The organism is Streptomyces sp. NBC_01320, assembly GCF_035974375.1.
Classification (GTDB): domain Bacteria; phylum Actinomycetota; class Actinomycetes; order Streptomycetales; family Streptomycetaceae; genus Streptomyces; species Streptomyces yanii.
In genome coordinates this window covers 2,388,142-2,409,949 of the sequence record NZ_CP108390.1, presented here as the reverse complement: position 1 = coordinate 2,409,949, position 21,808 = coordinate 2,388,142, and the positions used below count along the sequence as shown (strand labels likewise).

Here is a 21,808-nt window from a genome sequence, read left to right as displayed (position 1 = left end):
AACCTTCTCGCGGCGCTCAGGCGCGTCGAAGCAAACCGGGGTGCCCCCGGCGTTGATGGGATGACGACGGATGAACTCCGGCCATGGATCGCCCAGAACTGGCCCAAGGTATGGGCTGAGCTCGATGCGGGGACATATAAGCCCGCTCCTGTCCGTCGGGTGACCATCCCTAAGCCGAATGGTGGGGAGCGGATGCTAGGTGTCCCACGGGTGCTGGATCGCTTGATCCAGCAGGCAATTGCGCAGGCCCTCGTGCCCGTCTTCGATCCCCACTTCTCTGGGGCGTCGTTCGGGTTCCGACCAGGGCGTTCGGCCCACCAAGCCGTAAGGGTTGGTCGCCGGGCCGTCCAGGACAGAAACCGTTGGGCCGTGGACCTGGACCTCGACAAGTTCTTCGACCGAGTGAATCACGATGCGCTTATGGCGCGGGTGGCTCGCCGGGTGAGGGACAGAAAGGTCCTGAAGTTGATTCGGCGGTACCTGGAAGCCGGGATTATGAGCGACGGCGTGATGGTGAGGAACGAGGAAGGGACCCCGCAGGGTTCCCCTTGTCCCCGTTGCTGTCGAACATCATGCTGGACGACCTTGACCGCGAACTCTTCAAACGCGGACACCGGTTCGTGAGGTACGCGGACGATGTGATGATTTTCGTCCGGTCCGAGCGAGCGGCGCAGCGGACCCTCGCCTCGGTCACGGCCTTCATTGAGAAGACCTTGAAACTGAGGGTGAATCGTGAGAAGTCGAAGGCGTGCCCCATCTGGTGGACGTCACTCCTGGGATTCGGGTACTACCTCGCCAAAGGGCAGGTGAAGATCCGGGTGGACCGGAAGGCCGTGAGACGGCTAAAGTCCACCGTTCGGCGAGTCACCTCCCGGACGTGGGGCGTATCGATGGCCCACAGGATGGACAAACTCAACCGCTTCTCGGTCGGCTGGGTGGCCTACTTCAGTCTCTCCGACAGCCTTCGGGTTTTCGAGGAGATTGATCACTGGACCCGCCGCAGGCTACGGCAGGCCCAGTGGGTGCAGTGGAAGACCAGTCAGCGCAAGAACTCCATGCTCCAGAAGCTCGGTTACGAATTTGGAGACCAGGAGCAAGGCGTTGCAGTGCAACGCAAGCGATACTGGCGGGCCTCCCACCTGAAACCACTGGAAATCGCTATGAATAAAGCCTATTGGGATGCGCAGGGCTACAAGTCGTTCAAGGGCTCGTGGTCCCGCCTGAAGCTCGCCTGAGATCAGCTGGACGAACCGCCGGATGCGGGCCCGCATGTCCGGTGGTGTGGGGGGCGGGCCGGGCAAACCGGCCCGCCTACCCGATGTACGCCCGACATGGGCAGCAGCTAAAGGGTGAAAGTCCCGACGAGAAGAGGTGAGACTAACTCGCTAGCCGAACGGCAAGGGCGTCATCGCGAGGTGGGGTCCGAAGGAAGCCGGAGGCAAAACCGGGTACCGATGTACAAGAACCGCATTTGAGGCTAGGCGTCTTGGGCAAGGTGGCTGACTGCATCGAAGCCCGTTCTCACCAAGAAAGACGCAGAGTATATGCGGCGGCGATCCGGGGAAAGTTGCTGTTCTTATTCGGGGAGGTCTGCCCGGGTGTCACCTGTAACGGTGTGTCGGCCGCGATTGTGACGACCGATGCCAGCAATGGCACTGGTTTGCCGGACAGAAGTCAGCAGAGGTCATAGTACCGAGACGGGAAGGCAGTAGGCCGACAAGGACTCGGGAAGGGCCGAACGTTTAGCGGATTGGAAGAAGGGTGTCTGCTCGCGCAGGTCACGATGACCGCCGTAAATCTGCCCCGGCAGACCCTGGGGTGACGGGGTCGGTGCATACGACCGCCCAGCCCAAGGGGCGCAGTGACCAGCCGGCGCTACACGCGGACAACAATCACCGCGAGGTCTCCCTCTGGGAGACGGTGTTCTCGAAGGAGAACCTTCTCGCGGCGCTCAGGCGCGTCGAAGCAAACCGGGGTGCCCCCGGCGTTGATGGGATGACGACGGATGAACTCCGGCCATGGATCGCCCAGAACTGGCCCAAGGTATGGGCTGAGCTCGATGCGGGGACATATAAGCCCGCTCCTGTCCGTCGGGTGACCATCCCTAAGCCGAATGGTGGGGAGCGGATGCTAGGTGTCCCACGGGTGCTGGATCGCTTGATCCAGCAGGCAATTGCGCAGGCCCTCGTGCCCGTCTTCGATCCCCACTTCTCTGGGGCGTCGTTCGGGTTCCGACCAGGGCGTTCGGCCCACCAAGCCGTAAGGGTTGGTCGCCGGGCCGTCCAGGACAGAAACCGTTGGGCCGTGGACCTGGACCTCGACAAGTTCTTCGACCGAGTGAATCACGATGCGCTTATGGCGCGGGTGGCTCGCCGGGTGAGGGACAGAAAGGTCCTGAAGTTGATTCGGCGGTACCTGGAAGCCGGGATTATGAGCGACGGCGTGATGGTGAGGAACGAGGAAGGGACCCCGCAGGGTTCCCCTTTGTCCCCGTTGCTGTCGAACATCATGCTGGACGACCTTGACCGCGAACTCTTCAAACGCGGACACCGGTTCGTGAGGTACGCGGACGATGTGATGATTTTCGTCCGGTCCGAGCGAGCGGCGCAGCGGACCCTCGCCTCGGTCACGGCCTTCATTGAGAAGACCTTGAAACTGAGGGTGAATCGTGAGAAGTCGAAGGCGTGCCCCATCTGGTGGACGTCACTCCTGGGATTCGGGTACTACCTCGCCAAAGGGCAGGTGAAGATCCGGGTGGACCGGAAGGCCGTGAGACGGCTAAAGTCCACCGTTCGGCGAGTCACCTCCCGGACGTGGGGCGTATCGATGGCCCACAGGATGGACAAACTCAACCGCTTCTCGGTCGGCTGGGTGGCCTACTTCAGTCTCTCCGACAGCCTTCGGGTTTTCGAGGAGATTGATCACTGGACCCGCCGCAGGCTACGGCAGGCCCAGTGGGTGCAGTGGAAGACCAGTCAGCGCAAGAACTCCATGCTCCAGAAGCTCGGTTACGAATTTGGAGACCAGGAGCAAGGCGTTGCAGTGCAACGCAAGCGATACTGGCGGGCCTCCCACCTGAAACCACTGGAAATCGCTATGAATAAAGCCTATTGGGATGCGCAGGGCTACAAGTCGTTCAAGGGCTCGTGGTCCCGCCTGAAGCTCGCCTGAGATCAGCTGGACGAACCGCCGGATGCGGGCCCGCATGTCCGGTGGTGTGGGGGGCGGGCCGGGCAAACCGGCCCGCCTACCCGATCGAGCGGGGCATCGACCCGGATCGATGGGATGACCACGCGTGAGGCGGGGGCACACGCCCGCGGCGTCTCCGCAGCGTCGGTCACAAGCGCTCCGGCGGAGACCGGGTGGCGACCTGCCGAGGCTGCGTCAAGGGGCCGCGGTGGACCGGGCAAGAGCTCAGGACCGTTCCGCATCAGTGCGACGCAGGTGAGCATCACCAGGGCGATCGCGCCCCAGGGCGAAGGTCTGGTCCGCTCGGGGCGCCAGTGGTCCCGACCCATGGTTCTCCCTTCGTTGCGACGATGGGAACGGTAAGCGCAAGGCGGCCCGGCGGCGATCAGGGACGGGCAAATGGGTGGCCGCCGGAAAGGCCCACCCGATCGGCGAATGTGCGGACAGGGGATTCTGACTGCCCATGACCTGCGTCTCCGTCAGATGTGCTGGGCAGGGGCCCGGTGGGTCGGATCACCGGGGTGGAGCAGTGCCGAAAAGGGGTGGATCAAGAATCTGGTGAGGGTTCGTCATGCCCAGGGGACCCGTCGGACCGACCGATCGACGGACGCGGGCTCCACAGAACTGAGCGTCGGAGCCGGCCCGGCCGCTATCGCGGCAATCGGTGGCGGCGCGTCCCCCGTGCGTCTTCGGTGGATGAGTCATCAAGTGAACCGCCCGCCGAACGCGGCCACCGGCCCGGTACGCCCGTCGCCCCGGGTCCTGGACCAGGACCCGGGGCGACGGGCGTACCACCGACGGTCTGCGCCGGTCAGTGGCTGTACCTCTCGTTGCGCCGGCGCACCACGAAGACGGCGCCGGTGGTCGCGGCCACGGCCAGTGCCGTGCCGCCGACCAGTTGCGCGGCATTCATCCGGCCGATGCCGCCGAGATCACCCTGCACACCGTTCGGCGCGAGCGCCGTGGAGCCTGTGCTGGGGGTGCCGGCGGAGATCGTGAGACCGATCTCCGCCGTGGAGGTCGGCGACGTATTGCAGATGAACGACACTTCATAGGAAGCGCCCGGTTTTGCATCCCGGTCGACCGTGGCCGAGGCGCTGCCTCCTCTGGGAATAGTGACGCTGTCGAAGATGCTCGAGCTGGCCGTTGCTGTTGTTGGGCACCCCCGGGCGGCCAGGGTGACCTGGCCGCCCGGCGCGATCACCGACGGAGCAACGGTGTATCCGGTCGCGCCCGGCGCGCCCCCTGACGTCACGGCGTACGCAGCCGGAGCGGTCAGGGCGAATGCGGCGGCGCCGAGCAGGGCGACGGGTGCGACACCTATGGCGCGCATCGTGAAATCCTCCGGTTCCCCGAGGAGCAACTGCGGAACGAATATCCACAAAGTGTCAGATATGCACCTCGATGGAGGAAACGTTAGAAGTGCTGTATATCGCTCGCGATCGGGGACCGGCGAATGGGGCACAGGTGTCCCCCGGGCGGCGCACCATCCGGGCGTCAGGCCGTCAGGCCGTCAGGCCTTCAGGCCGTCAGGCCGTCAGGGCGCCGGTCAGCCCGACACGTTGGGGAAGAGGTCGAGGAACGGCGCGGCCGTGGCCGAGATGTCGCGGCCGAAGGGGGAGTCGAAGTCCCAGATCAGGAAGAGCAGGAAGGCGATGAGCACGCTGAACAACCCGGCCAGCAGCAGTTCCCGGAAGGTTCGGCGGATCTGAAGGGTGAAAATCAGCCCGACCGTCACCAGCGCCCCGGTGATCAGGCCGAACCAGACCACACCCGGCATGGTGGCGCCGGCGCTCTGGGCGCGGGCACTGCGCGCGTCGTCGGCGGCGGCGACCTGGTCGACCAGTGGCTGATACGCCTGCCCCTCGTGGTCGTTCCTCGGCCGGTAGTCGGTGACATCGGCACGCACCCGGCCGAGGAGTTCGGCGCCCTCGTCGGTGAGGCTGCCGCGTTCTGTCATCGCCTTCCACTCGTCGTGGACGACATGGCCGACGTACGCGTCGACATCGGCGCGGATGCGGGTATGCACCTCGGCCGGGTAGACCGAGGAGCGGGCATTCACCTCGTGCAGTGCCTGGGCCTCCTGGCGGACGTACTCCTGGGCGGCGCTGCGCCCCTCCCAGACGCCCGCGATGGCGAGGCCGAGCACGATGGCGTACACCACGCCGATCATCATCGTCATGTATTCGATGACGTCAGGGGTTTCGGACGGGTCGTCGTCCTCCCCGACGCGGCGATTGTTGAGGACGGCGATGGTGAGCACGACGGCGCAGGCCGCGGCCATGGCGAGGGTGAGAACAAGCCATTCCGACATGGGCTTCTCCGTGGGTCAGCGGGAGCGGGGACGTAGCACGGCAACGGCGAACACCGCAGGAGCGGTGATCAGCAGGGTGAGGGTGACCAGGGAGGGACCGCGCTGGGGGACCTTGCGCGGCGGCTTGCGGTAGGTGGGGATCGCCACCGGCTTCGGCCGGGGTGGCGTGGGGCGTACCGAGGGCGTGGGCTCCGGGGGTGGCGGTGTGGGCGCCGGTGGTGGTGGCGCCGGTACCGGGGGTGGTGGCGGAGGCGGAGGTGGAGGCGGCGGGGGTGGCGGCGGGGGTGGCGGAGGCGGGGGAGGGGGAGGTGGGGCCGGCGGTGGGGGTGTCGGCCGCGGGGTCGGCCTGGGCACCGGGCCCGCCTGGCAACGACCGTCACCCGATGTGGCGACCGCCGAGTTCCCGCCGCCGTCCCCGATCGAGGCGTACGAGCAGTTGTCGGCCACCGCGGGCACCGGGGCGGTCAGGAGCCAGCTGAGTGCGACGGCTGCGGTGAGCCGCCCGAAGAGGGATCCGTACACGACGGGGAGCATGTTCCGGCCGGTGGGAGGGCACGCGGACCACGGTCCTGATTCCCCTGATGGAGGGGACCTGGGGCACTGAGGGTTTGCGGGTCGGGAAATTTCTGCGAACGCGTTGAACGAAGAAGCATCCGCCGCCCGTACCTAGGGCCATGAACGACGCGGACGAGCGTCACAACTGGCTGAAAAATCACGGGAGTTGACATGAACACCTGGCGGAACGCCTCGCTCGCGGTCACCGCGGCGGCCCTGTTGGCGCTGACGACGGCGTGCGGTCAGGAGCAGGGTACGGATTCGCCCAACGGCCAGAACGTCGGCAATGCCAGTCCGGCCGGTCAGGCGGGCAGCGGCTACGACGCCGACAGCGGATACGGCTCCGGCAGCGACTACGGATCCGATTCCGGGGCACAGGCGGGCACGTCCAAGCAGGCAGGACAGCTCGCGGTGTGGGACAGCAAGAAACTCGGCAAGGTCGTGACGGACAGCGAGGGATTCACTCTCTACCGTTTCGACAAGGACACCGCGAGCCCGCCGAAGTCGAATTGCGAGGGCGACTGCGCGAAGGTCTGGCCGGTCGTTCCCGCGGGCAATGCGACGGCCGCCGCGGGTACCGATGGAGCACTGATCGGCAAAGTCACCCGCGCGGACGGTACGCAGCAACTCACCATTGCGGGGTGGCCGATGTACCGGTACGCCAAGGACACCAAGCCCGGAGACGCCAATGGTCAGGGGGTGGGCGGCACGTGGTTCGCCTCCGCGCCGGACGGCAAGAAGGCTGCGGTGAACGCCGACGGTCCGAGCGGTGGTGAGCAGGCCGATCTCGCGGGACTTTCGGTCCGCAAGGACCCGAAACTCGGAGACATCGTGGTCGACAAGCGCGGCATGACGGTCTACCGGTTCAAGAAGGACACGGCATGGCCCATGAAGTCGGCCTGCACCGGGGCCTGCCTCTCGAAGTGGCCGGTTGTCGCCCCATTGGCCAAGAATGATGTGAAGGGCGTCACCACCAAGGGCTTTGTCACCTTCAATCGCCCCGACGGTCTCAAGCAGCAGGCCATCGATTGCTGGCCCATCTATACCTTCTCCGGTGACATGAAGCCGGGTGACACCAACGGCCAGGGTGTCGGGGGCACATGGTATGTGGTGTCTCCCGAGGCAAAGCTCGTCGGCGCCCCGAAGTAGCCCCACAACAGCCGTTCCGGACCGGCCCGTCGCTGAATGTCACCGTTAGCGACGGGCCGGATGCACATGCCACTGGTGTGTGACCAATAACGGACCGCTAATTTCCGTTTCCGCTCGCTCTCCTGGCGGTCGGTCAGTAGCCTCTGGTCAACACTGACCATGAACATGGCCGGATCGCCGTGGCGACTTGTTGGAGACATCGATGGAGCGTCCCGCCTGGGCACCGCAAGGCATTGACATTTCAGTGCCGAGCGTGTCACGCATGTATGACTTCTATCTGGGCGGATCGCACAATTTCGAGGTGGACCGGGAAGCGGCCCGCAAGGCCATGGAGTTCATGCCGGGACTCCCCAAGATCATGCAGGCCAATCGTGCCTTTATGCGCAGGGCGGTGCGCCATGCGGTGAGTGAAGGCATCACTCAGTTCCTGGACATCGGTTCCGGCATACCGACCTTCGGCAATGTCCACGAAGTCGCCCAGGCCGCCGACCCGGAGGCGCGGGTGGCGTATGTCGACCACGATTCCGTTGCGGTCGCGCACAGCCAGGCCGTACTCGAAGGAAACGACCGCGCGGTCATCGCCACCGGCGATCTGCGCCGTCCGCAGGAGATTCTGAAGAGCCCCGAGGTCAGCGAACTCCTCGACCTGGAACGCCCGGTGGCGCTGCTGCTCGTCGCCGTCCTGCACTTCATCGAGGACGCCGACGAACCGCAGGCGGCCGTGACCAAGCTGAGCGAGTCACTCGCCCCCGGCAGCCTGCTCGTCATCACCCACGCCTCGTACGAGGGCATCCCGCTCACCCAGGAGGAGGCGGGCGGTGCGGTCGGTGTCTACCGGAACATCCGCAACCCGCTGATCATGCGGTCGCGCGACGAGGTCAGCCGGTTCTTCGACGGGTACGAGATGGTCGAGCCCGGGCTCGTGGCCATGCCCAACTGGCGTCCCGACTCCCCCGTGGTGCAGGAGCAGGAAGACCCATATGCCTTCTCGGGCTTCGGCGGAGTGGGACGCAAGGCGTGAGCATTCCCGCCCAAGCGTCCGGAGCACCGGACGCGGAGCCCGACGACGCCGAGGACCGGCTCCGGAGATTCGCCACCATCTGGAGCCGGGCCATCTTCCCCTCGACGGCAACGTCCATGACCCGTCCGGAGTTCGAACAGCATCTGCTGCCGCTGGCCCGCAGGTTGAGCGACATCCTGCACGCGCGTCCCTTCGACCCCGCGCCCGCCAACAAGGTGGGAGCCGCGCTCGTCGCCGCGCACTGCACGGACCCGGACGCGCTCAGCTCCACGCTGGGCGTCGTCGACTCGTACCTGGTGCTCTACTGCGGCGGCAACGGCCCGGTGATCCTGTCGACCGAGGACAGCAGGGCCCGGTGTGCCCGCATGCAGCACGCTCTGGCGGGCGGCTTCACCCAGGCGCTGCGCGAGCGGACCCTGGCCGAACAGGAGGCCATCGCCCGCTCGGCGCTCACCGCCCGCTCCAACGCCGAGGAGGCGCTGCACGCCACCGAGGCGCGGTTCCGTGCCGTCTTCAAGGACGCCGCCATCGGCATCGGGATCGCCGACCTGGAAGGCAATGTGCTGGAGGTCAACGACACGCTGACCCGGATGTTCGGCGGCCTCGATCACCATGTCCGCAGCCACAAGGTGAACGAGTGGGTCCACCCCGAGGACTCGCCGCACGTGTGGAAGTACTACGAGGAGCTGGTACGCGGCGAACGCGAGCACTACCGCGTCGAGAAGCCGTATTTCCGCAACGACGGCACCGTCCTGTGGACCAACCTCACGGTGTCGCTGCTCCGCGACCCCGAGGGCCGGCCGCAGTACCAGCTGGCGCTCATGGAGGACACCACGGAGCGCAGGCTGCTGAATCTGCGGCTGCGGTACGAGGCCACCCACGACGCGCTCACCGGCCTGCCCAACCGCACGCTGTTCTTCGAACGGCTGGAGAAGGCGCTCTCCGCCGATGACGGCAGCCGCTTCGGGCTCTGCTATCTCGACCTCGACGGCTTCAAGGCGATCAACGACAGCCTGGGCCACGCGGCAGGGGACCGGCTGCTCGTCGAGGTCGCCGACCGGCTGCAGAGCTGTGCGACCGCGCCGGGCGAGATGGTGGCACGGCTCGGCGGCGACGAGTTCGTGGCGCTGACCACCGGCCCGCACACCGAGTCGGAGGTCGACGAACTGGCCTGCCGGATCCTCGGCGTGCTCGCCACGCCGATTCGGCTCGACGGCCGCGAACTGACCGTACGAGGCTCCATCGGCGTCGTCGAGGGACCGGCGGGCGAACGCAGCGCCGCCGAGGTGCTGCGCAGCGCCGACATCACGATGTACCGGGCCAAGTCGGCGGGCGGCAACCGCTTCGAAATAGCCGATGCCGAGGCGGACGCCCGTGCCATCACCCGGCACGGGCTGACCACCGCGCTGCCCGCTGCCCTGGAGCGCGGCGAGTTCTTCATCGAGTACCAGCCGCTCGTGCACCTCGGCGACGGCACGGTCCACGGCGCGGAGGCACTGGTGCGCTGGTGCCATCCGCAGCACGGGGTGCTCGGGCCGGACCGATTCATTCCGCTCGCCGAGCACACCGGGCTGATCGTGCCGCTCGGGCGGTGGGTGCTGGAGGAGTCCGTACGGCAGGCCAACTTCTGGCAGGAGCGGCACAGCGATGGCGGTCCGCTGCGGATCAACGTCAATCTCTCGCCGACCCAGCTGCACCATCCGCGCCTGGTCGCCGAGACCGTCGACGTGCTGGAACGCTCGGGTCTCGAGCCGGGAGCTCTGTGCCTGGAGGTCACCGAGTCCGCGCTCATCGGAGCCGATGACGACCTGCTCAAGCCGCTGCGGCAACTGGCCGAGATGGGTGTCGACATTGCGCTCGACGACTTCGGTACGGGCTACTCGAACCTGGCCAATCTGCGTCGGCTGCCGGTGAGCGTGCTCAAGTTGGACCGTTCCTTCACCCGGGGCATGCAGCAGCATCCGGCCGACCCGGTCGATCTGAAGATCGTCGAGGGGATCGTCTCACTGGCGCACAGCCTGGACCTGGCGGTCACGGTGGAGGGTGTCGAGACGGGAGCCCAGGCGGAGCAGCTGCGGAAGCTCGGCTGCGACACGGCTCAGGGGTGGTACTACGCGCGGCCCGGGGCACCTGACCGGATCCACGCCTTGCTGCTGGCCGACGCGGTCTGAGAACCTGTCGGGTGACCTCTGATCGGGCGGCCACGCCTGGCACGCACGCTTCCCGCGTTGCCGAAATGTACTGGTAGCTCCTTCTTCGAGCTCTCAGCTTCGTTCGAGCAGGGGAGACCCCATCCGAGGACATCCCGCCGCCTTGGAATCGCGCGCACCAGACAGCGTCCGCCATCTGATCGAAGGTCACTCGACAGGCTCTGAGCGGGGAGGTCCGGCACCGGCCGCGTCCTCAGCTTCCGGACGGGCTCGATTTCCCGAGCCCGTCCGGCCGACTGGCCAGCAGTACCCGTTGGAGCTCCCGCGCCGCCCGTGGAGGCGCCACGTCACTGCGGTGTGCCAACGCGATCGTTCGCCGCAGCCCCGGCGGGGCAAGCCGTGTCGTCCGCAGGTCGTGCCCCGCCCGGACCGCCACCATGCTCGGCACCACCGCCACGCCCAGTCCCGCCCGTACGAAACCGAGCACCGCGTCCATCTCGCCGCCCTCCACCGTGAACGACGGCTCGAAGCCCTCCGCCCGGCACGCGGCCACGGTCAGCTCCCGCAGGTCGTAGCCGTGCCGGAACATCACCAGCGGCTCGCCCTGCAGATCCGCGATCCGCACGCTTCCGCCCTTCCCCGGTCGCGGAGCCCCCGCCGCCGACACCACCACCAGGTCCTCCTGGAGCAGTTCCACCGTGGTCAGCGCAGGCGACGCGGCCGGCAGTGGCAGGACCACCAGCGCGAGATCGAGCGCCCCCCGCGCCAGCTCCCGTACGAGGTCGTGCGAGCCGCCCTCCTCCAGGAGCAGCTGGATCCCCGGGTGCTGGTCGTGGAACGTGCGCAGTACGTCGGGCAGCAGCCCCGTGCACAGGCTCGGCGTCGCCCCGAGCCTGACCCGGCCCCGGCGCAGCTGGGCCAGCTCCTGCACCTCGTGCCGGGCGGTATCGGCATCCGCCAGGATCCGGCGGGCCAGCGGCAGCAGCGCCTCGCCCGCGTCGGTCAGGGCGATGTTGCCGCGGGCCCGGCTGAACAGCTCTGCCCCCAGCTCGTTCTCCAGCGCCCTGATCTGCTGGGAGAGCGAGGGCTGCGAGACATGCACCTCCTCCGCGGCGCGGGTGAAGTGCCGTGTCTCGGCGACAGCCACGAAGTACATGAGCTGCTGAAATTGCATACACCCAGCGTAGCCCGCTCCATAGTCAAAGGCTATGGATATGAGCCGTGTCATGTCTTGGACCGATGAGCCCGTTCGGTCGTAGCGTCGTGTCCATGGCACTGGCAACACGGACGGACCGACGACCGTCCATGACACGTACGCTCTGGGACTCGTCCGTCGGCAAGAAGACGGTCATGGCCGTGAGCGGCCTGATCATGCTCGGCTACCTGGTCGTCCACATGATCGGCAACCTGAAGATCTTCTTCGGGCCGGGGGAGTTCAACCACTACGCCCACTGGCTGCGGGTCATGGGCGAGCCCTTCCTGCACTACGAGTGGGCCCTCTGGATCGTCCGTGTGGTGCTCGTCGTCGCCGTCGTGGCGCACGCCACCTCCGCGTACCAGCTGAGCCGCCGGGACATCAAGGCGCGGCCCAGCAAGTACGTCCACAAGAAGCCCCGGGCGAGCTACGCCACCCGCACCATGCGCTGGGGCGGGATTATCCTCGCCCTGTTCATCGTGTGGCACGTCCTCGACCTGACCACCGGCACCGTCCACTCGGGCGGCTTCCAGTCGGGGCACCCCTACCAGAACGTCGTCGACACCTTCTCCACCTGGTACGGCAACGTCATCTACATCGTCGCCATGCTCGCTCTCGGACTCCACGTCCAGCACGGGTTCTGGAGCGCCGCGCAGACCCTCGGCGCGGGCAGGGCGAGCCGCGACCGTGTCCTCAAGACCATCGCCAACGTCCTCGCACTGGTGCTGACGGTGGGCTTCATCTCCGTACCCGTCGCCGTCATGACCGGAGTCGTGAGCTGACATGACCGACTACTCGCACTACGAGACCGGTGCACCCGTCGTCGACACCAAGGCCCCCGAGGGTCCCGTCGCCGAACGCTGGGACACCCGCCGCTTCGAGGCCAAGCTCGTCAACCCGGCCAACCGCCGCAAGCACACCGTCATCGTCGTCGGCACCGGCCTGGCCGGCGGATCGGCCGGGGCCACGCTGGCCGAACAGGGCTACCACGTCGTCCAGTTCTGCTTCCAGGACTCGCCCCGCCGCGCCCACTCGGTAGCTGCCCAGGGCGGCATCAACGCCGCGAAGAACTACCGCAACGACGGCGACTCGATCCACCGGCTCTTCTACGACACGGTCAAGGGCGGCGACTTCCGGGCCCGCGAGTCCAATGTCCACCGGCTCGCCCAGATCTCCGTCGAGATCATCGACCAGTGCGTCGCGCAGGGCGTCCCGTTCGCCCGCGAGTACGGCGGCCTCCTCGACAACCGCTCCTTCGGCGGTGTCCAGGTCTCCCGCACGTTCTACGCCCGCGGCCAGACCGGGCAGCAACTGCTCCTCGGCGCCTACCAGGCACTGTCCCGGCAGATCGCCGCGGGCAACGTCGAGCTGCACGCCCGGACCGAGATGCTCGACCTGATCATCGTCGACGGCAAGGCCCGCGGCATCGTCGCGCGCGACCTCGTCACCGGAAAGATCGACACGTACTTCGCCGACGCGGTCGTGCTGGCCAGCGGCGGCTACGGCAACGTCTTCTACCTGTCGACGAACGCCATGAACTCCAACGCCACCGCCATCTGGCGCGCCCACCGGCGCGGAGCGTACTTCGCCAACCCGTGCTTCACCCAGATCCACCCCACCTGCATCCCGCGCACCGGCGACCACCAGTCCAAGCTGACGCTGATGAGCGAGTCGCTGCGCAACGACGGCCGGATCTGGGTCCCGAAGGCCAAGGGCGACAACCGACCGGCCAACGAGATCCCCGAGGACGAGCGCGACTACTACCTGGAGCGCATCTACCCGGCCTTCGGCAACCTCGTGCCACGCGACATCGCCTCGCGCGCCGCGAAGAACGTCTGCGACGAGGGCCGCGGCGTCGGCCCCGGCGGACAGGGCGTCTACCTCGACTTCGCGGAGGCCATCCAGCGCATGGGCAGGGCGAAGGTCGAGGAGAAGTACGGCAACCTCTTCGACATGTACGCGCGGATCACCGCGGAGAACCCGTACGAGACCCCGATGCGCATCTACCCCGCCGTGCACTACACGATGGGCGGACTCTGGGTCGACTACGACCTCCAGACCACGATCCCCGGCCTGTTCGCGATCGGCGAGGCCAACTTCTCCGACCACGGGGCCAACCGGCTCGGCGCCTCGGCGCTGATGCAGGGTCTCGCCGACGGCTACTTCGTCCTCCCGTCGACCATCAACGACTACCTGGCCCGCAACCCGCACCACGGCGAGGTCGACGCCTCGCACCCGGCCGTGGAAGAAGCCGTCGCGGAGACCGAGGACCGGCTGCACCTGCTGCTCGCCGTCGACGGCGACCGCACCCCCGACTCCTTCCACCGCGAAATCGGCGAACTCATGTGGGAGTACTGCGGGATGGCCCGCACCGAGGAGGGACTGCGCAAGGCGCTCGACCGGATCCCGCAGATCCGTGAGGAGTTCTGGCGCCGCATCAAGGTCCCCGGCACCGGCGAGGAGTTCAACCAGTCGCTGGAGAAGGCCAACCGCATCGTCGACTACCTGGAGCTCGCCGAGCTCATGTGTCTCGACGCCCTGCACCGCGCCGAGTCCTGCGGAGGCCACTTCCGCGAGGAGTCGCAGACCCCGGACGGCGAAGCCGCCCGCCGGGACGAGGAGTTCTCGTACGCCGCCGCCTGGGAGTTCACGGCCACCGGCGACGCCCCCGTCCTGCACAAGGAAGACCTCGTCTTCGATTACGTCCACCCCACTCAGCGGAGCTACGCATGAAGCTCACCCTGCGCGTCTGGCGCCAGAAGAACGCCGACGCCCCCGGCGCCATGTCCACCTACCAGGTGGACGGCATCTCGCAGGACATGTCGTTCCTGGAGATGCTCGACACTCTCAACGAGGAGCTCATCCTCGCCGGCGACGACCCCGTCGCCTTCGACCACGACTGCCGCGAAGGCATCTGCGGCGCGTGCAGCCTCGTCATCAACGGCGACGCGCACGGCCCGGAACGCACCACCACCTGTCAGCTCCACATGCGCTCCTTCCAGGACGGCGACACGATCGACATCGAACCGTGGCGCGCCTCGGCGTTCCCGGTCGTCAAGGACCTGGTCGTGGACCGGTCCGCCTTCGACCGGATCATCCAGGCGGGCGGCTACATCACCGCCCCGACCGGCACCGCCCCCGAGGCGCACGCCACGCCGGTGCCCAAGCCGGACGCCGACTTCGCCTTCGAGCACGCCGAGTGCATCGGCTGCGGCGCCTGCGTCGCCGCCTGCCCCAACGGCTCGGCGATGCTCTTCACCTCGGCGAAGATCAACCACCTGGGCGTCCTGCCGCAGGGCGCCCCCGAGCGCGAGACCCGGGTGCTCGACATGGTCGGGCAGATGGACAGCGAGGGGTTCGGCGGCTGCACGCTCACCGGGGAGTGCGCCACGGCCTGCCCGAAGGGCATTCCGCTGCCGTCGATCTCGGCGATGAACAAGGAGTGGCTGCGGGCGACCCGGAAGGTCCGACGCTAGTGCCCCTCCCGGCAGGCTTTACCCCGTCGCGCCGTCCCCCAAGGCCTTGAGGGCCAGCGGGACCCCCTTCCGCGTCGGCCACAAGCCCTGGTGGCTCCTTCCCCAAGCTCTCCACTCCGTTCGAGCAGGGCAGACCCCGGCCAAGGACTTCTGTCCGCCGTGCGATCGCACGCACCGGACGACGCTCCTCATGGGGCAAACATGCCCGGTCCTAGGCCTGTTCTGATGTCGGCCGGCACAGCCGGTGAAGAGACCGGCTGTGCCGACGATCCGTGCAGCGCTCCTTCGGCCTGCGGCCGGCCGACGTCAGGGCTTGATCGGCTTCACCTTCGTGTCGACGCCGTTCACCCGCACGGTGACGTTCCCCTGGTTCCGCGCCCGATCGGCCACGATCCTGTAGGACGTGACCTTCCCGTCGCGCCACTCACAGCGGACCTCGTAGCCGCCGCGGGCGCGGAGCCCGGTGAAGGAACCCTTGGCCTTCCATTCGTCCGGCAGGGCGGGCAGCAGGTGGATGACGCCGTCGTGGCTCTGCAGGAGCATCTCCGCCACGGCGCCGGAGATGCCGAAGTTGCCGTCCATCTGGAAGGGCGGGTGGTTGCAGAACATGTTGGGCAGCGTGTTGTAGGCCAGCAGTCCGCGCAGCATGATCTGGGCGCGGTGCCCGTCACCGAGGCGGGCGAAGAGGGCTGCCCGCCAGGGCCAGGTCCACGAGCGGCGGCTGTCGCCCGACACCGTCGCGGCCGTGAACGGGACGCCTTCCTTCTCGCCGCACCGTGCCTTGAGCGAGACGAGGGCGGCGGCCGCGAAGTCGGGCGTCTTCGGGGTGATTTGGCGGCCCGGGTAGACCGCGAAGAGGTGCGAGGTGTGACGGTGGATGTCGCTGGGGCTGTCGATGTCCTCCTGCCACTCCTGCAGCTGACCCCACTGGCCGATCTTGTTCGGCGCGAGACGCGCCTGCATGTCCTTGACCTTGGCCCGGTAGTCGGCATCCGCCTCGAGCGCCGCCTCGCAGTCGAGGTAGTTCTGGAACAGGTCCCAGATGATCTGCTGGTCGTACATGACGCCGTCCTCGCGCGGCCCGTGCTCGGGGGACCAGCCGTTCGGCGAGACGAGGAGTCCGTCCTCGCGCTCCTTGAGCTGGTCCTCCCAGAACTCGCAGATCTCCTTGATCATCGGGTAGGCGACGGTGCGGAGGTAGACCAGGTCCTGGGTGAACGCCCAGTGCTCGTAAAGGTGCTGCGCGTACCAGGCGCTCGCGACGGTGTTCCACTCCCATGCGTTGCCGCCGAAGATGCTCTGGCTGGTGCGGGCGGTCCAGCCGCGCGTGTCCTTGCCGAAGGCGTTGCGGGTCGCCACGCGGCTGGGCACCGCCACCTGTTTGATGAACCCGACGAGTGCCTCGTGGCACTCCGACAGGTTCGTCGTCTCGGCTCCCCAGTAGTTCATCTGGACATTGATGTTGGTGTGGTAGTCGGAGGCCCACGCCGGCGTGTTGCTGTCGTTCCAGAGGCCCTGGAGGTTGGCGGGCAGACCCTTCGGGCGCGAGGAACTGATCAGCAGGTATCGGCCGAAGTCGAACATCGTCTGCTCGAGGGTCGGGTCCTCCCCGCCCGCCGCGTAACGCGCCAGCCGGGCGTTGGTCGGCAGGGCGACGACGGCGTCGTCGGAGGTGCCCCAGGCGACGGAGACGCGGTTCATGAGGGTGCGCATCTCGGCGGTGTGCTTGTCGCGTATCTCGTCGTAGGACCGGGCGGCCGCTTTCTCGAGTGCCGCGGCGACGACCGGTTCCGGATCGGCTCCGCGCCACCCGGCGGCGGCGTCGAGCTTGTAGTCGGTGCGGGCGTCGAGGAGCAGGGTCAGGGTCGTGCAGCCGGTGAACCGGAGCACCGACCCGTCGGTGCTGAAGTCGCCGTCGGTGTGCACGACCTGGACGGCGCACGCGTGCTTGAGGCCGTTGCCCATGACACCGCTGAAGGCCATCCGCCGGGCGCCGGCGTCGACGGTCGTCGGGGCCTGATCCTGTCCGGACGTCAACGAGATCGCTCCGGAGAGTCCCCGGTCTCTGTCCGACGTGTACCGGAAGACCATGACGTCCGCGGACCGGCTGGCGAAGGCCTCCCGCAGGACGCGCCGCCCCGGCTCGCCGAAACGGGTGACATGGACACCCTCGAAGAAGTCCAGGGCGCGCTGGTAGTCGACGAACGTGGACTGCATGCGCGTGTCGAACCCATTGCCTTCCAGGACGACCTCCGCGATCTGGAAGCCGGTGGACGACTCGCCGGGGGTGAACGTGAGCCGGTAGGCGCGGTAGGCCGTGCTGTTGGTGATCCGGAAGGTCCGGCTCTCGCCGCGGCCGGCGAAGGGCGCGCCGGGGTTCTGCGTGTCGAGGGTCACCCAGGCTTGCCCGTCCTGCGACGCCTCGAGCGCCCATCGCCGGGGGTCGTCGTGCGGACGGTCCGGGGCCGCTGTCAGCGTGTACGAGGTGACGGCGGTCGTGGTGGACAGGTCGGCCTGCCAGACGACCGCCGGTGCGACGGCGTCGACCCGCCAGACCGTGGCCGGATCGCGGTCCACCGAATTCGAGATGTCCGTGGCCTGACCGGATCCCTCGGAGTGCCCGCTGGGTGACGACAGGTACATCGAGCCGCCCCCGTCGAGGTCGACGCCGGACAGGCCGATCTCGCTCACCTGGAAGTGGCTGACCCCTGCTTTGGGAACGAAGTCGAACCGGTAGAAGCGGTAGGCCGCGGTGTCGGCACAGGTGAATTCCTTGGTCTGGTACCGGCTCTCGAAGGGCGTCGCCAGAGTGCGGCTGTCCAGCTTGGTCCAGGTGGAGCCGTCGGCGGAACCGGAGAACGTCCACTCCTGCGGGTCGCGCTGCGGGACGTCGTTGGCACTCGTCAGACGGTAGGACGCGACCTTGACGGGGTCGGGGAGCTCGACCTGCCACTGCACCTTCGAACCGGGTGCCTCGATGCACCACTTGGTGCTCGAGTTACCGTCGTACGTCTTGTCGACGCCCTCGGTCGAGGAGGTACGGTACGGTCCCCCCGGGGCCGTGACCTTCGCACGGCGAGCGAAGGTGACGACGACATCACCGAAGTTCCGGTACGAGCCGAAGCCGGTCATGCCGGTGTCGAATGCGCTGTCCGGCTTGCCCGCGAGAGCGTTGTCGTAGTTGTTGACACCACCCCAGAGACTCTGCTCGTTGAACTGGACGCGCTCCTCCGAGGGGTTGGCGAAGAGCATGGCGCCGAGCCGGCCGTTGCCGATCGGCAGGGCCTGCGACTGCCAGTCAGTGGCGGGGATCGAATACTTGAGCGCCTTGCGCGACAGGGTCGGCCACTGGACGGACGCCGGCACGGCGGCCCCGGCGGCAACGGCCTGTCCCACAGGGATTCCCCCGGTCAGCTGAGTGATCAGCGGTGTGAGGGCGAGGGCACCGCCGAACTTGAGGATGCTTCGTCTCTGCGGTTGCGGTTCATTGGTCACGAGAGAGCTCCTGGCCCATTGATCGGTTCTTTAATGGAGAGATGAGGGAGATGCGTCGAAGCATGCCGAGGGCGAGGCCATTTCATCGGATGACAGATCGGATGTCTAGAGTGTGCGGCACTGCCTCTGCTGATCCCCCCTCCCCAGGAGGGTCGATTTCGTTGGTCCTGGTCCCGGGAGCCGCCGGCTCCCGGGACCAGGAGGTCTCCGGCTGGCCGACCGGTCAGGAGGCGACAGAGATGTCGTCGCCGTGGACCGTTCCCTATGCGCACCAGCCGTGCAGACGGACCGTCACCGCATTCGTGGAGCCGGTGGTGAAGGAGACCGATTGCTTGGTCCAGCTGCTCGACGAGCCCCAGGTGCCGGCCGTCGTGTCACGCCGTACGCCGAGGTGGCCGAAGTTTCCGTGCACCCAACCGCTGAGCGTGTACGTGGCGTGGGGGGACAGGGTGAGCGTCTGCGTGCAATCGCCGGTCTGCGACGCGGTGGCCGCGGCCGCCAGTGCGTGCGCGCCGCCGTACGCCGGGGTGGAGACGACCGCGCCGCCGTTCTCACAGCTCCAGGGAGCGAGCGAACCGGTCTCGACGTCGCCGTTCACCGGGGCGCCCGTACCGCCGCCCGGACCGGACACCGTCAGTGTGAAGGTGGCCGAGTGGGTGAGCGTGCCGGAGATCCCGTCACGGTGATCCTGTACGTGCCGGGGGGCCGCGAGCGCCGAAGCGTTCACGGCGGTGGTGAACGTCTCCGCCGGACCGTAGCCGTGGGAACAGGCCAGTTGGACCTGATGGGCTGTCAGGCCGACCCGAGGGCGGCCGCCAGGTACGCCGCGGTCCGGCCGTCCGCCGCCCCGGCCACCTCCGTGGGCGTCCCCACCGCGACGATCCGGCCACCCCGGTCGCCGCCTCCGGGGCCGAGGTCGATCACCCAGTCGGCACCCGCGACCACGGCCATGTCGTGCTCCACGACCACGACCGTGCTGCCCGCGTCGACCAGTCCGTGCAACTGCCGCATCAGCACCTCGACATCGGCCGGATGCAGCCCTGTCGTCGGTTCGTCGAGCAGATACAGGGTGTGGCCGCGGCGGGTACGCTGCAGCTCGGTGGCGAGCTTGATCCGCTGGGCCTCACCGCCGGACAGTTCCGTCGCCGGCTGCCCCAGCCGCAGATAGCCGAGCCCCACATCGAGCAGTGTCCGCAGACTGCGCTCGGCGGCGGGGGTCCCGGCGAAGAAGCCGGCCGCCGACTCCACCGTGAGATCCAGCACCTGCGCGATGTTCAGCCCGCGCAGGGTGACCTCCAGCGTCTGCGGGTTGTACCGCGCGCCGTGGCAGTCCGGGCAGGGCGCGTACGTGCTCGGCAGGAAGAGCAGCTCGACGGAGACGAACCCCTCGCCCTGACAGGTCTCGCACCGCCCGCCCGCCACATTGAACGAGAACCGCCCTGCCCTGTAGCCGCGTTCGCGCGCCGCGCCGGTCTCGGTGAACAGCTTCCGCACGACATCGAAGAGCCCGGTGTACGTGGCCAAGTTGGAGCGCGGGGTACGGCCGATCGGCTTCTGGTCGACCTGGACGAGACGGTCCACCGCCTCCAGCCCCTGCGCCGATGTGCAGCCGGCCATGGGCTGCTCGGCGGGAAGGCCGGCGGTGGCGGACGCCTGCCGGTCGGCGAGGACCCCGGCGAGCACCTGACCGACCAGAGTCGACTTCCCGGAGCCGGAGACCCCGGTGACCGCGGTGAACACCCCGAGCGGGAACGCGGCGTCCACCCCGCGCACATTGTGCCGGTCGACACCGATCAGCTTCAGCCACCCGGAGGGCGTACGCGGCTCCCGGGCAGGCACCGGACCCCCGCCGAAGAGGAACCGCCGCGTCGCCGACTCCGCGACGTCCGCGAGTCCGGCCGGGGGCCCGCTGTGCAGCACCATGCCCCCGTGCTCGCCGGCCAGCGGCCCCACGTCGACCAGCCAGTCCGCCTGCCGCACCACGTCCATCTGGTGCTCCACGACGAAGACCGAGTTGCCAGCCTCCTTCAGCCGGCCGAGGACCGCGAGCAACGACGCGGTGTCCGCCGGGTGCAGACCGGCCGACGGCTCGTCCAGCACATAGACGACCCCGAAGAGTCCCGAGCGCAGCTGGGTGGCGAGCCGCAGCCGCTGCAGCTCGCCGGAGGACAGCGTCGGAGCCGTGCGGTCGAGACTGAGATAGCCGAGCCCCAGCTCGGTCACCGTCCCGATCCGGGTCAGCAGATCCGTCGTCAGCACCCGCGCGGTGTCATTGCCGCCCGCGGCCGACAGCACGTCGGCGAGGCCCGCGAGGGGCAGCGAGGTCAGCTCGGCGATCGTACGGCCGGCAAAGGTGACAGCCATCGCCTCCGGACGCAGCCGAGTGCCGCCACAGACCGGACAGGGGGCGCTGGTCAGGAAGCGCTCGGCCTTGGCCCGCAGGGTGCGGCTCTTGGAGTCCGCGAAGGTGTGCATCACATAGCGCCGCGCACTCATGTACGTGCCCTGGTACGGGCGCTGGATCCGGCCCGCTTCCCGCACCGGGTGGACCGTCACCACCGGCTGATCGCCGGTGAAGAGGATCCATTCCCGGTCCTGCGCGTCCAGCTCCCGCCACGGCCGGTCGATGTCGTACCCCAGCGTGTCCAGGACGTCGCGCAGGTTCTTTCCCTGCCAGGCGCCCGGCCAGGCGGCGATCGCGCCGTCCCGGATCGACAGCGACGGGTCCGGGACGAGGAGCTCCTCGGTGGTGCGGTGGATACGCCCCAGACCGTGGCACTCGGGGCAGGCCCCGGCGGCGGTGTTCGGCGAGAACGCATCGGAGTCCAGCCGCTCGGCCCCCGCCGGATACTCCCCGGCGCGCGAGAACAGCATCCGCAGCGAGTTGGACAGTGTGGTGACCGTACCGACCGAGGAACGGGCGCCGGGCGCCGAACGCCGCTGCTCCAGCGAGACGGCGGGTGGCAGACCGGTGATCTCACCGACCTTCGGCGCGCCGACCTGGTGGATGAGCCGCCGGGCGTACGGGGCGACGGACTCGAAGTAGCGGCGCTGGGCCTCGGCGTAGATCGTCCCGAAGGCGAGGGAGGACTTCCCGGAGCCCGAGACGCCCGTGAAGACGGTGAGGGTGTCGCGCGGGATGTCGACGTGGACGTCCTGCAGATTGTGCTCACGGGCGCCGCGCACCCGGACGTACGGATCGTGGGGGGTGGGCATGCGCGCGGAACTCCGTACGGATGGGGGCAGGGCCGACAGATGGGGAAA

15 protein-coding genes and 1 pseudogene are annotated in these 21,808 nt (G+C 68.1%); 9 read left to right on the top strand and 7 right to left on the bottom strand.

Translation table 11 applies throughout. The annotated features are described in order from the left end of the window. Positions 1–60: 60 nt before the first annotated feature. The 3 genes and pseudogenes from OG395_RS11330 to ltrA all read left to right on the top strand — a co-directional run. Positions 61–692: pseudogene (locus tag OG395_RS11330) on the top strand (reverse transcriptase domain-containing protein); the annotation flags it as partial. Positions 693–725: 33 nt separating this feature from the next. After that, positions 726–1,235, top strand: a complete 510-nt coding sequence (locus tag OG395_RS11325) for a group II intron maturase-specific domain-containing protein (RefSeq protein ID WP_442818723.1) — start codon at positions 726–728, stop codon at positions 1,233–1,235. A gap of 595 nt (positions 1,236–1,830) precedes the next feature. After that, positions 1,831–3,171: a group II intron reverse transcriptase/maturase gene (gene ltrA, locus OG395_RS11320; protein ID WP_327242044.1), complete on the top strand. Its 1,341-nt coding sequence runs from the start codon at positions 1,831–1,833 to the stop codon at positions 3,169–3,171. An 829-nt stretch (positions 3,172–4,000) separates the two neighbouring features. On the opposite strand, the gene OG395_RS11315 is transcribed toward ltrA, so the two are convergent. From OG395_RS11315 to OG395_RS11305, 3 genes are all read right to left on the bottom strand, one after another. Continuing rightward, positions 4,001–4,522: a hypothetical protein gene (locus OG395_RS11315; RefSeq protein WP_327242786.1), complete on the bottom strand. Its 522-nt coding sequence runs from the start codon at positions 4,520–4,522 to the stop codon at positions 4,001–4,003. Positions 4,523–4,738: 216 nt separating this feature from the next. Continuing rightward, positions 4,739–5,503, bottom strand: coding sequence for a bestrophin-like domain (locus tag OG395_RS11310; RefSeq protein WP_327242785.1), 765 nt, complete (start codon positions 5,501–5,503; stop codon positions 4,739–4,741). Between the two features lie 15 nt (positions 5,504–5,518). Continuing rightward, positions 5,519–5,650, bottom strand: coding sequence for a hypothetical protein (locus OG395_RS11305; protein ID WP_327242784.1), 132 nt, complete (start codon positions 5,648–5,650; stop codon positions 5,519–5,521). 579 nt (positions 5,651–6,229) lie between these two features. On the opposite strand from OG395_RS11305, the gene OG395_RS11300 reads away from it, so the two are divergent. From OG395_RS11300 to OG395_RS11290, 3 genes are all read left to right on the top strand, one after another. Then, positions 6,230–7,207 (top strand): SCO0930 family lipoprotein, encoded by a 978-nt coding sequence (locus OG395_RS11300; RefSeq protein WP_327242783.1) that lies wholly within the window; start codon positions 6,230–6,232, stop codon positions 7,205–7,207. Between the two features lie 202 nt (positions 7,208–7,409). Continuing rightward, positions 7,410–8,228, top strand: a complete 819-nt coding sequence (locus OG395_RS11295; protein ID WP_327242782.1) for an SAM-dependent methyltransferase — start codon at positions 7,410–7,412, stop codon at positions 8,226–8,228. Continuing rightward, positions 8,225–10,399, top strand: a complete 2,175-nt coding sequence (locus OG395_RS11290) for a putative bifunctional diguanylate cyclase/phosphodiesterase (RefSeq protein WP_327242781.1) — start codon at positions 8,225–8,227, stop codon at positions 10,397–10,399. Before OG395_RS11295 ends, OG395_RS11290 begins: the two co-directional genes overlap by 4 nt. 232 nt (positions 10,400–10,631) lie before the next feature. Here the strand turns inward: OG395_RS11290 and OG395_RS11285 are convergent, their stop codons facing one another. After that, the gene (locus tag OG395_RS11285) at positions 10,632–11,552 is read right to left on the bottom strand and encodes a LysR family transcriptional regulator (protein ID WP_327242780.1); all 921 of its coding nucleotides are present in this window, start codon (positions 11,550–11,552) and stop codon (positions 10,632–10,634) included. 95 nt (positions 11,553–11,647) lie between these two features. Here OG395_RS11285 and OG395_RS11280 point away from each other — a divergent pair, with 95 nt between their 5' ends. The 3 genes from OG395_RS11280 to OG395_RS11270 are packed head-to-tail and all read left to right on the top strand — an operon-like array spanning position 11,648 to position 15,049. Next, positions 11,648–12,355 (top strand): succinate dehydrogenase, encoded by a 708-nt coding sequence (locus tag OG395_RS11280; RefSeq protein ID WP_266978248.1) that lies wholly within the window; start codon positions 11,648–11,650, stop codon positions 12,353–12,355. 1 nt (position 12,356) lies between these two features. Beyond that, positions 12,357–14,306: a fumarate reductase/succinate dehydrogenase flavoprotein subunit gene (locus OG395_RS11275; protein WP_327242779.1), complete on the top strand. Its 1,950-nt coding sequence runs from the start codon at positions 12,357–12,359 to the stop codon at positions 14,304–14,306. Continuing rightward, on the top strand, positions 14,303–15,049 hold the full coding sequence (locus OG395_RS11270; RefSeq protein WP_266978246.1) for a succinate dehydrogenase/fumarate reductase iron-sulfur subunit: 747 nt from the start codon (positions 14,303–14,305) through the stop codon (positions 15,047–15,049). The genes OG395_RS11275 and OG395_RS11270 overlap by 4 nt, the downstream gene beginning before the upstream one ends. Before the next feature lie 306 nt (positions 15,050–15,355). Here OG395_RS11270 and OG395_RS11265 read toward each other — a convergent pair whose 3' ends face one another. From OG395_RS11265 to uvrA, 3 genes are all read right to left on the bottom strand, one after another. Further along, on the bottom strand, positions 15,356–18,544 hold the full coding sequence (locus tag OG395_RS11265; RefSeq protein ID WP_327242778.1) for a glycosyl hydrolase family 95 catalytic domain-containing protein: 3,189 nt from the start codon (positions 18,542–18,544) through the stop codon (positions 15,356–15,358). 262 nt (positions 18,545–18,806) lie between these two features. Then, a complete protein-coding gene (locus tag OG395_RS11260; protein WP_327242777.1) occupies positions 18,807–19,271 on the bottom strand; it encodes a carbohydrate binding domain-containing protein in 465 nt (154 codons plus the stop codon). A gap of 65 nt (positions 19,272–19,336) precedes the next feature. Beyond that, a complete protein-coding gene (gene uvrA / locus OG395_RS11255; protein WP_327242776.1) occupies positions 19,337–21,760 on the bottom strand; it encodes an excinuclease ABC subunit UvrA in 2,424 nt (807 codons plus the stop codon). Positions 21,761–21,808: the final 48 nt, after the last annotated feature.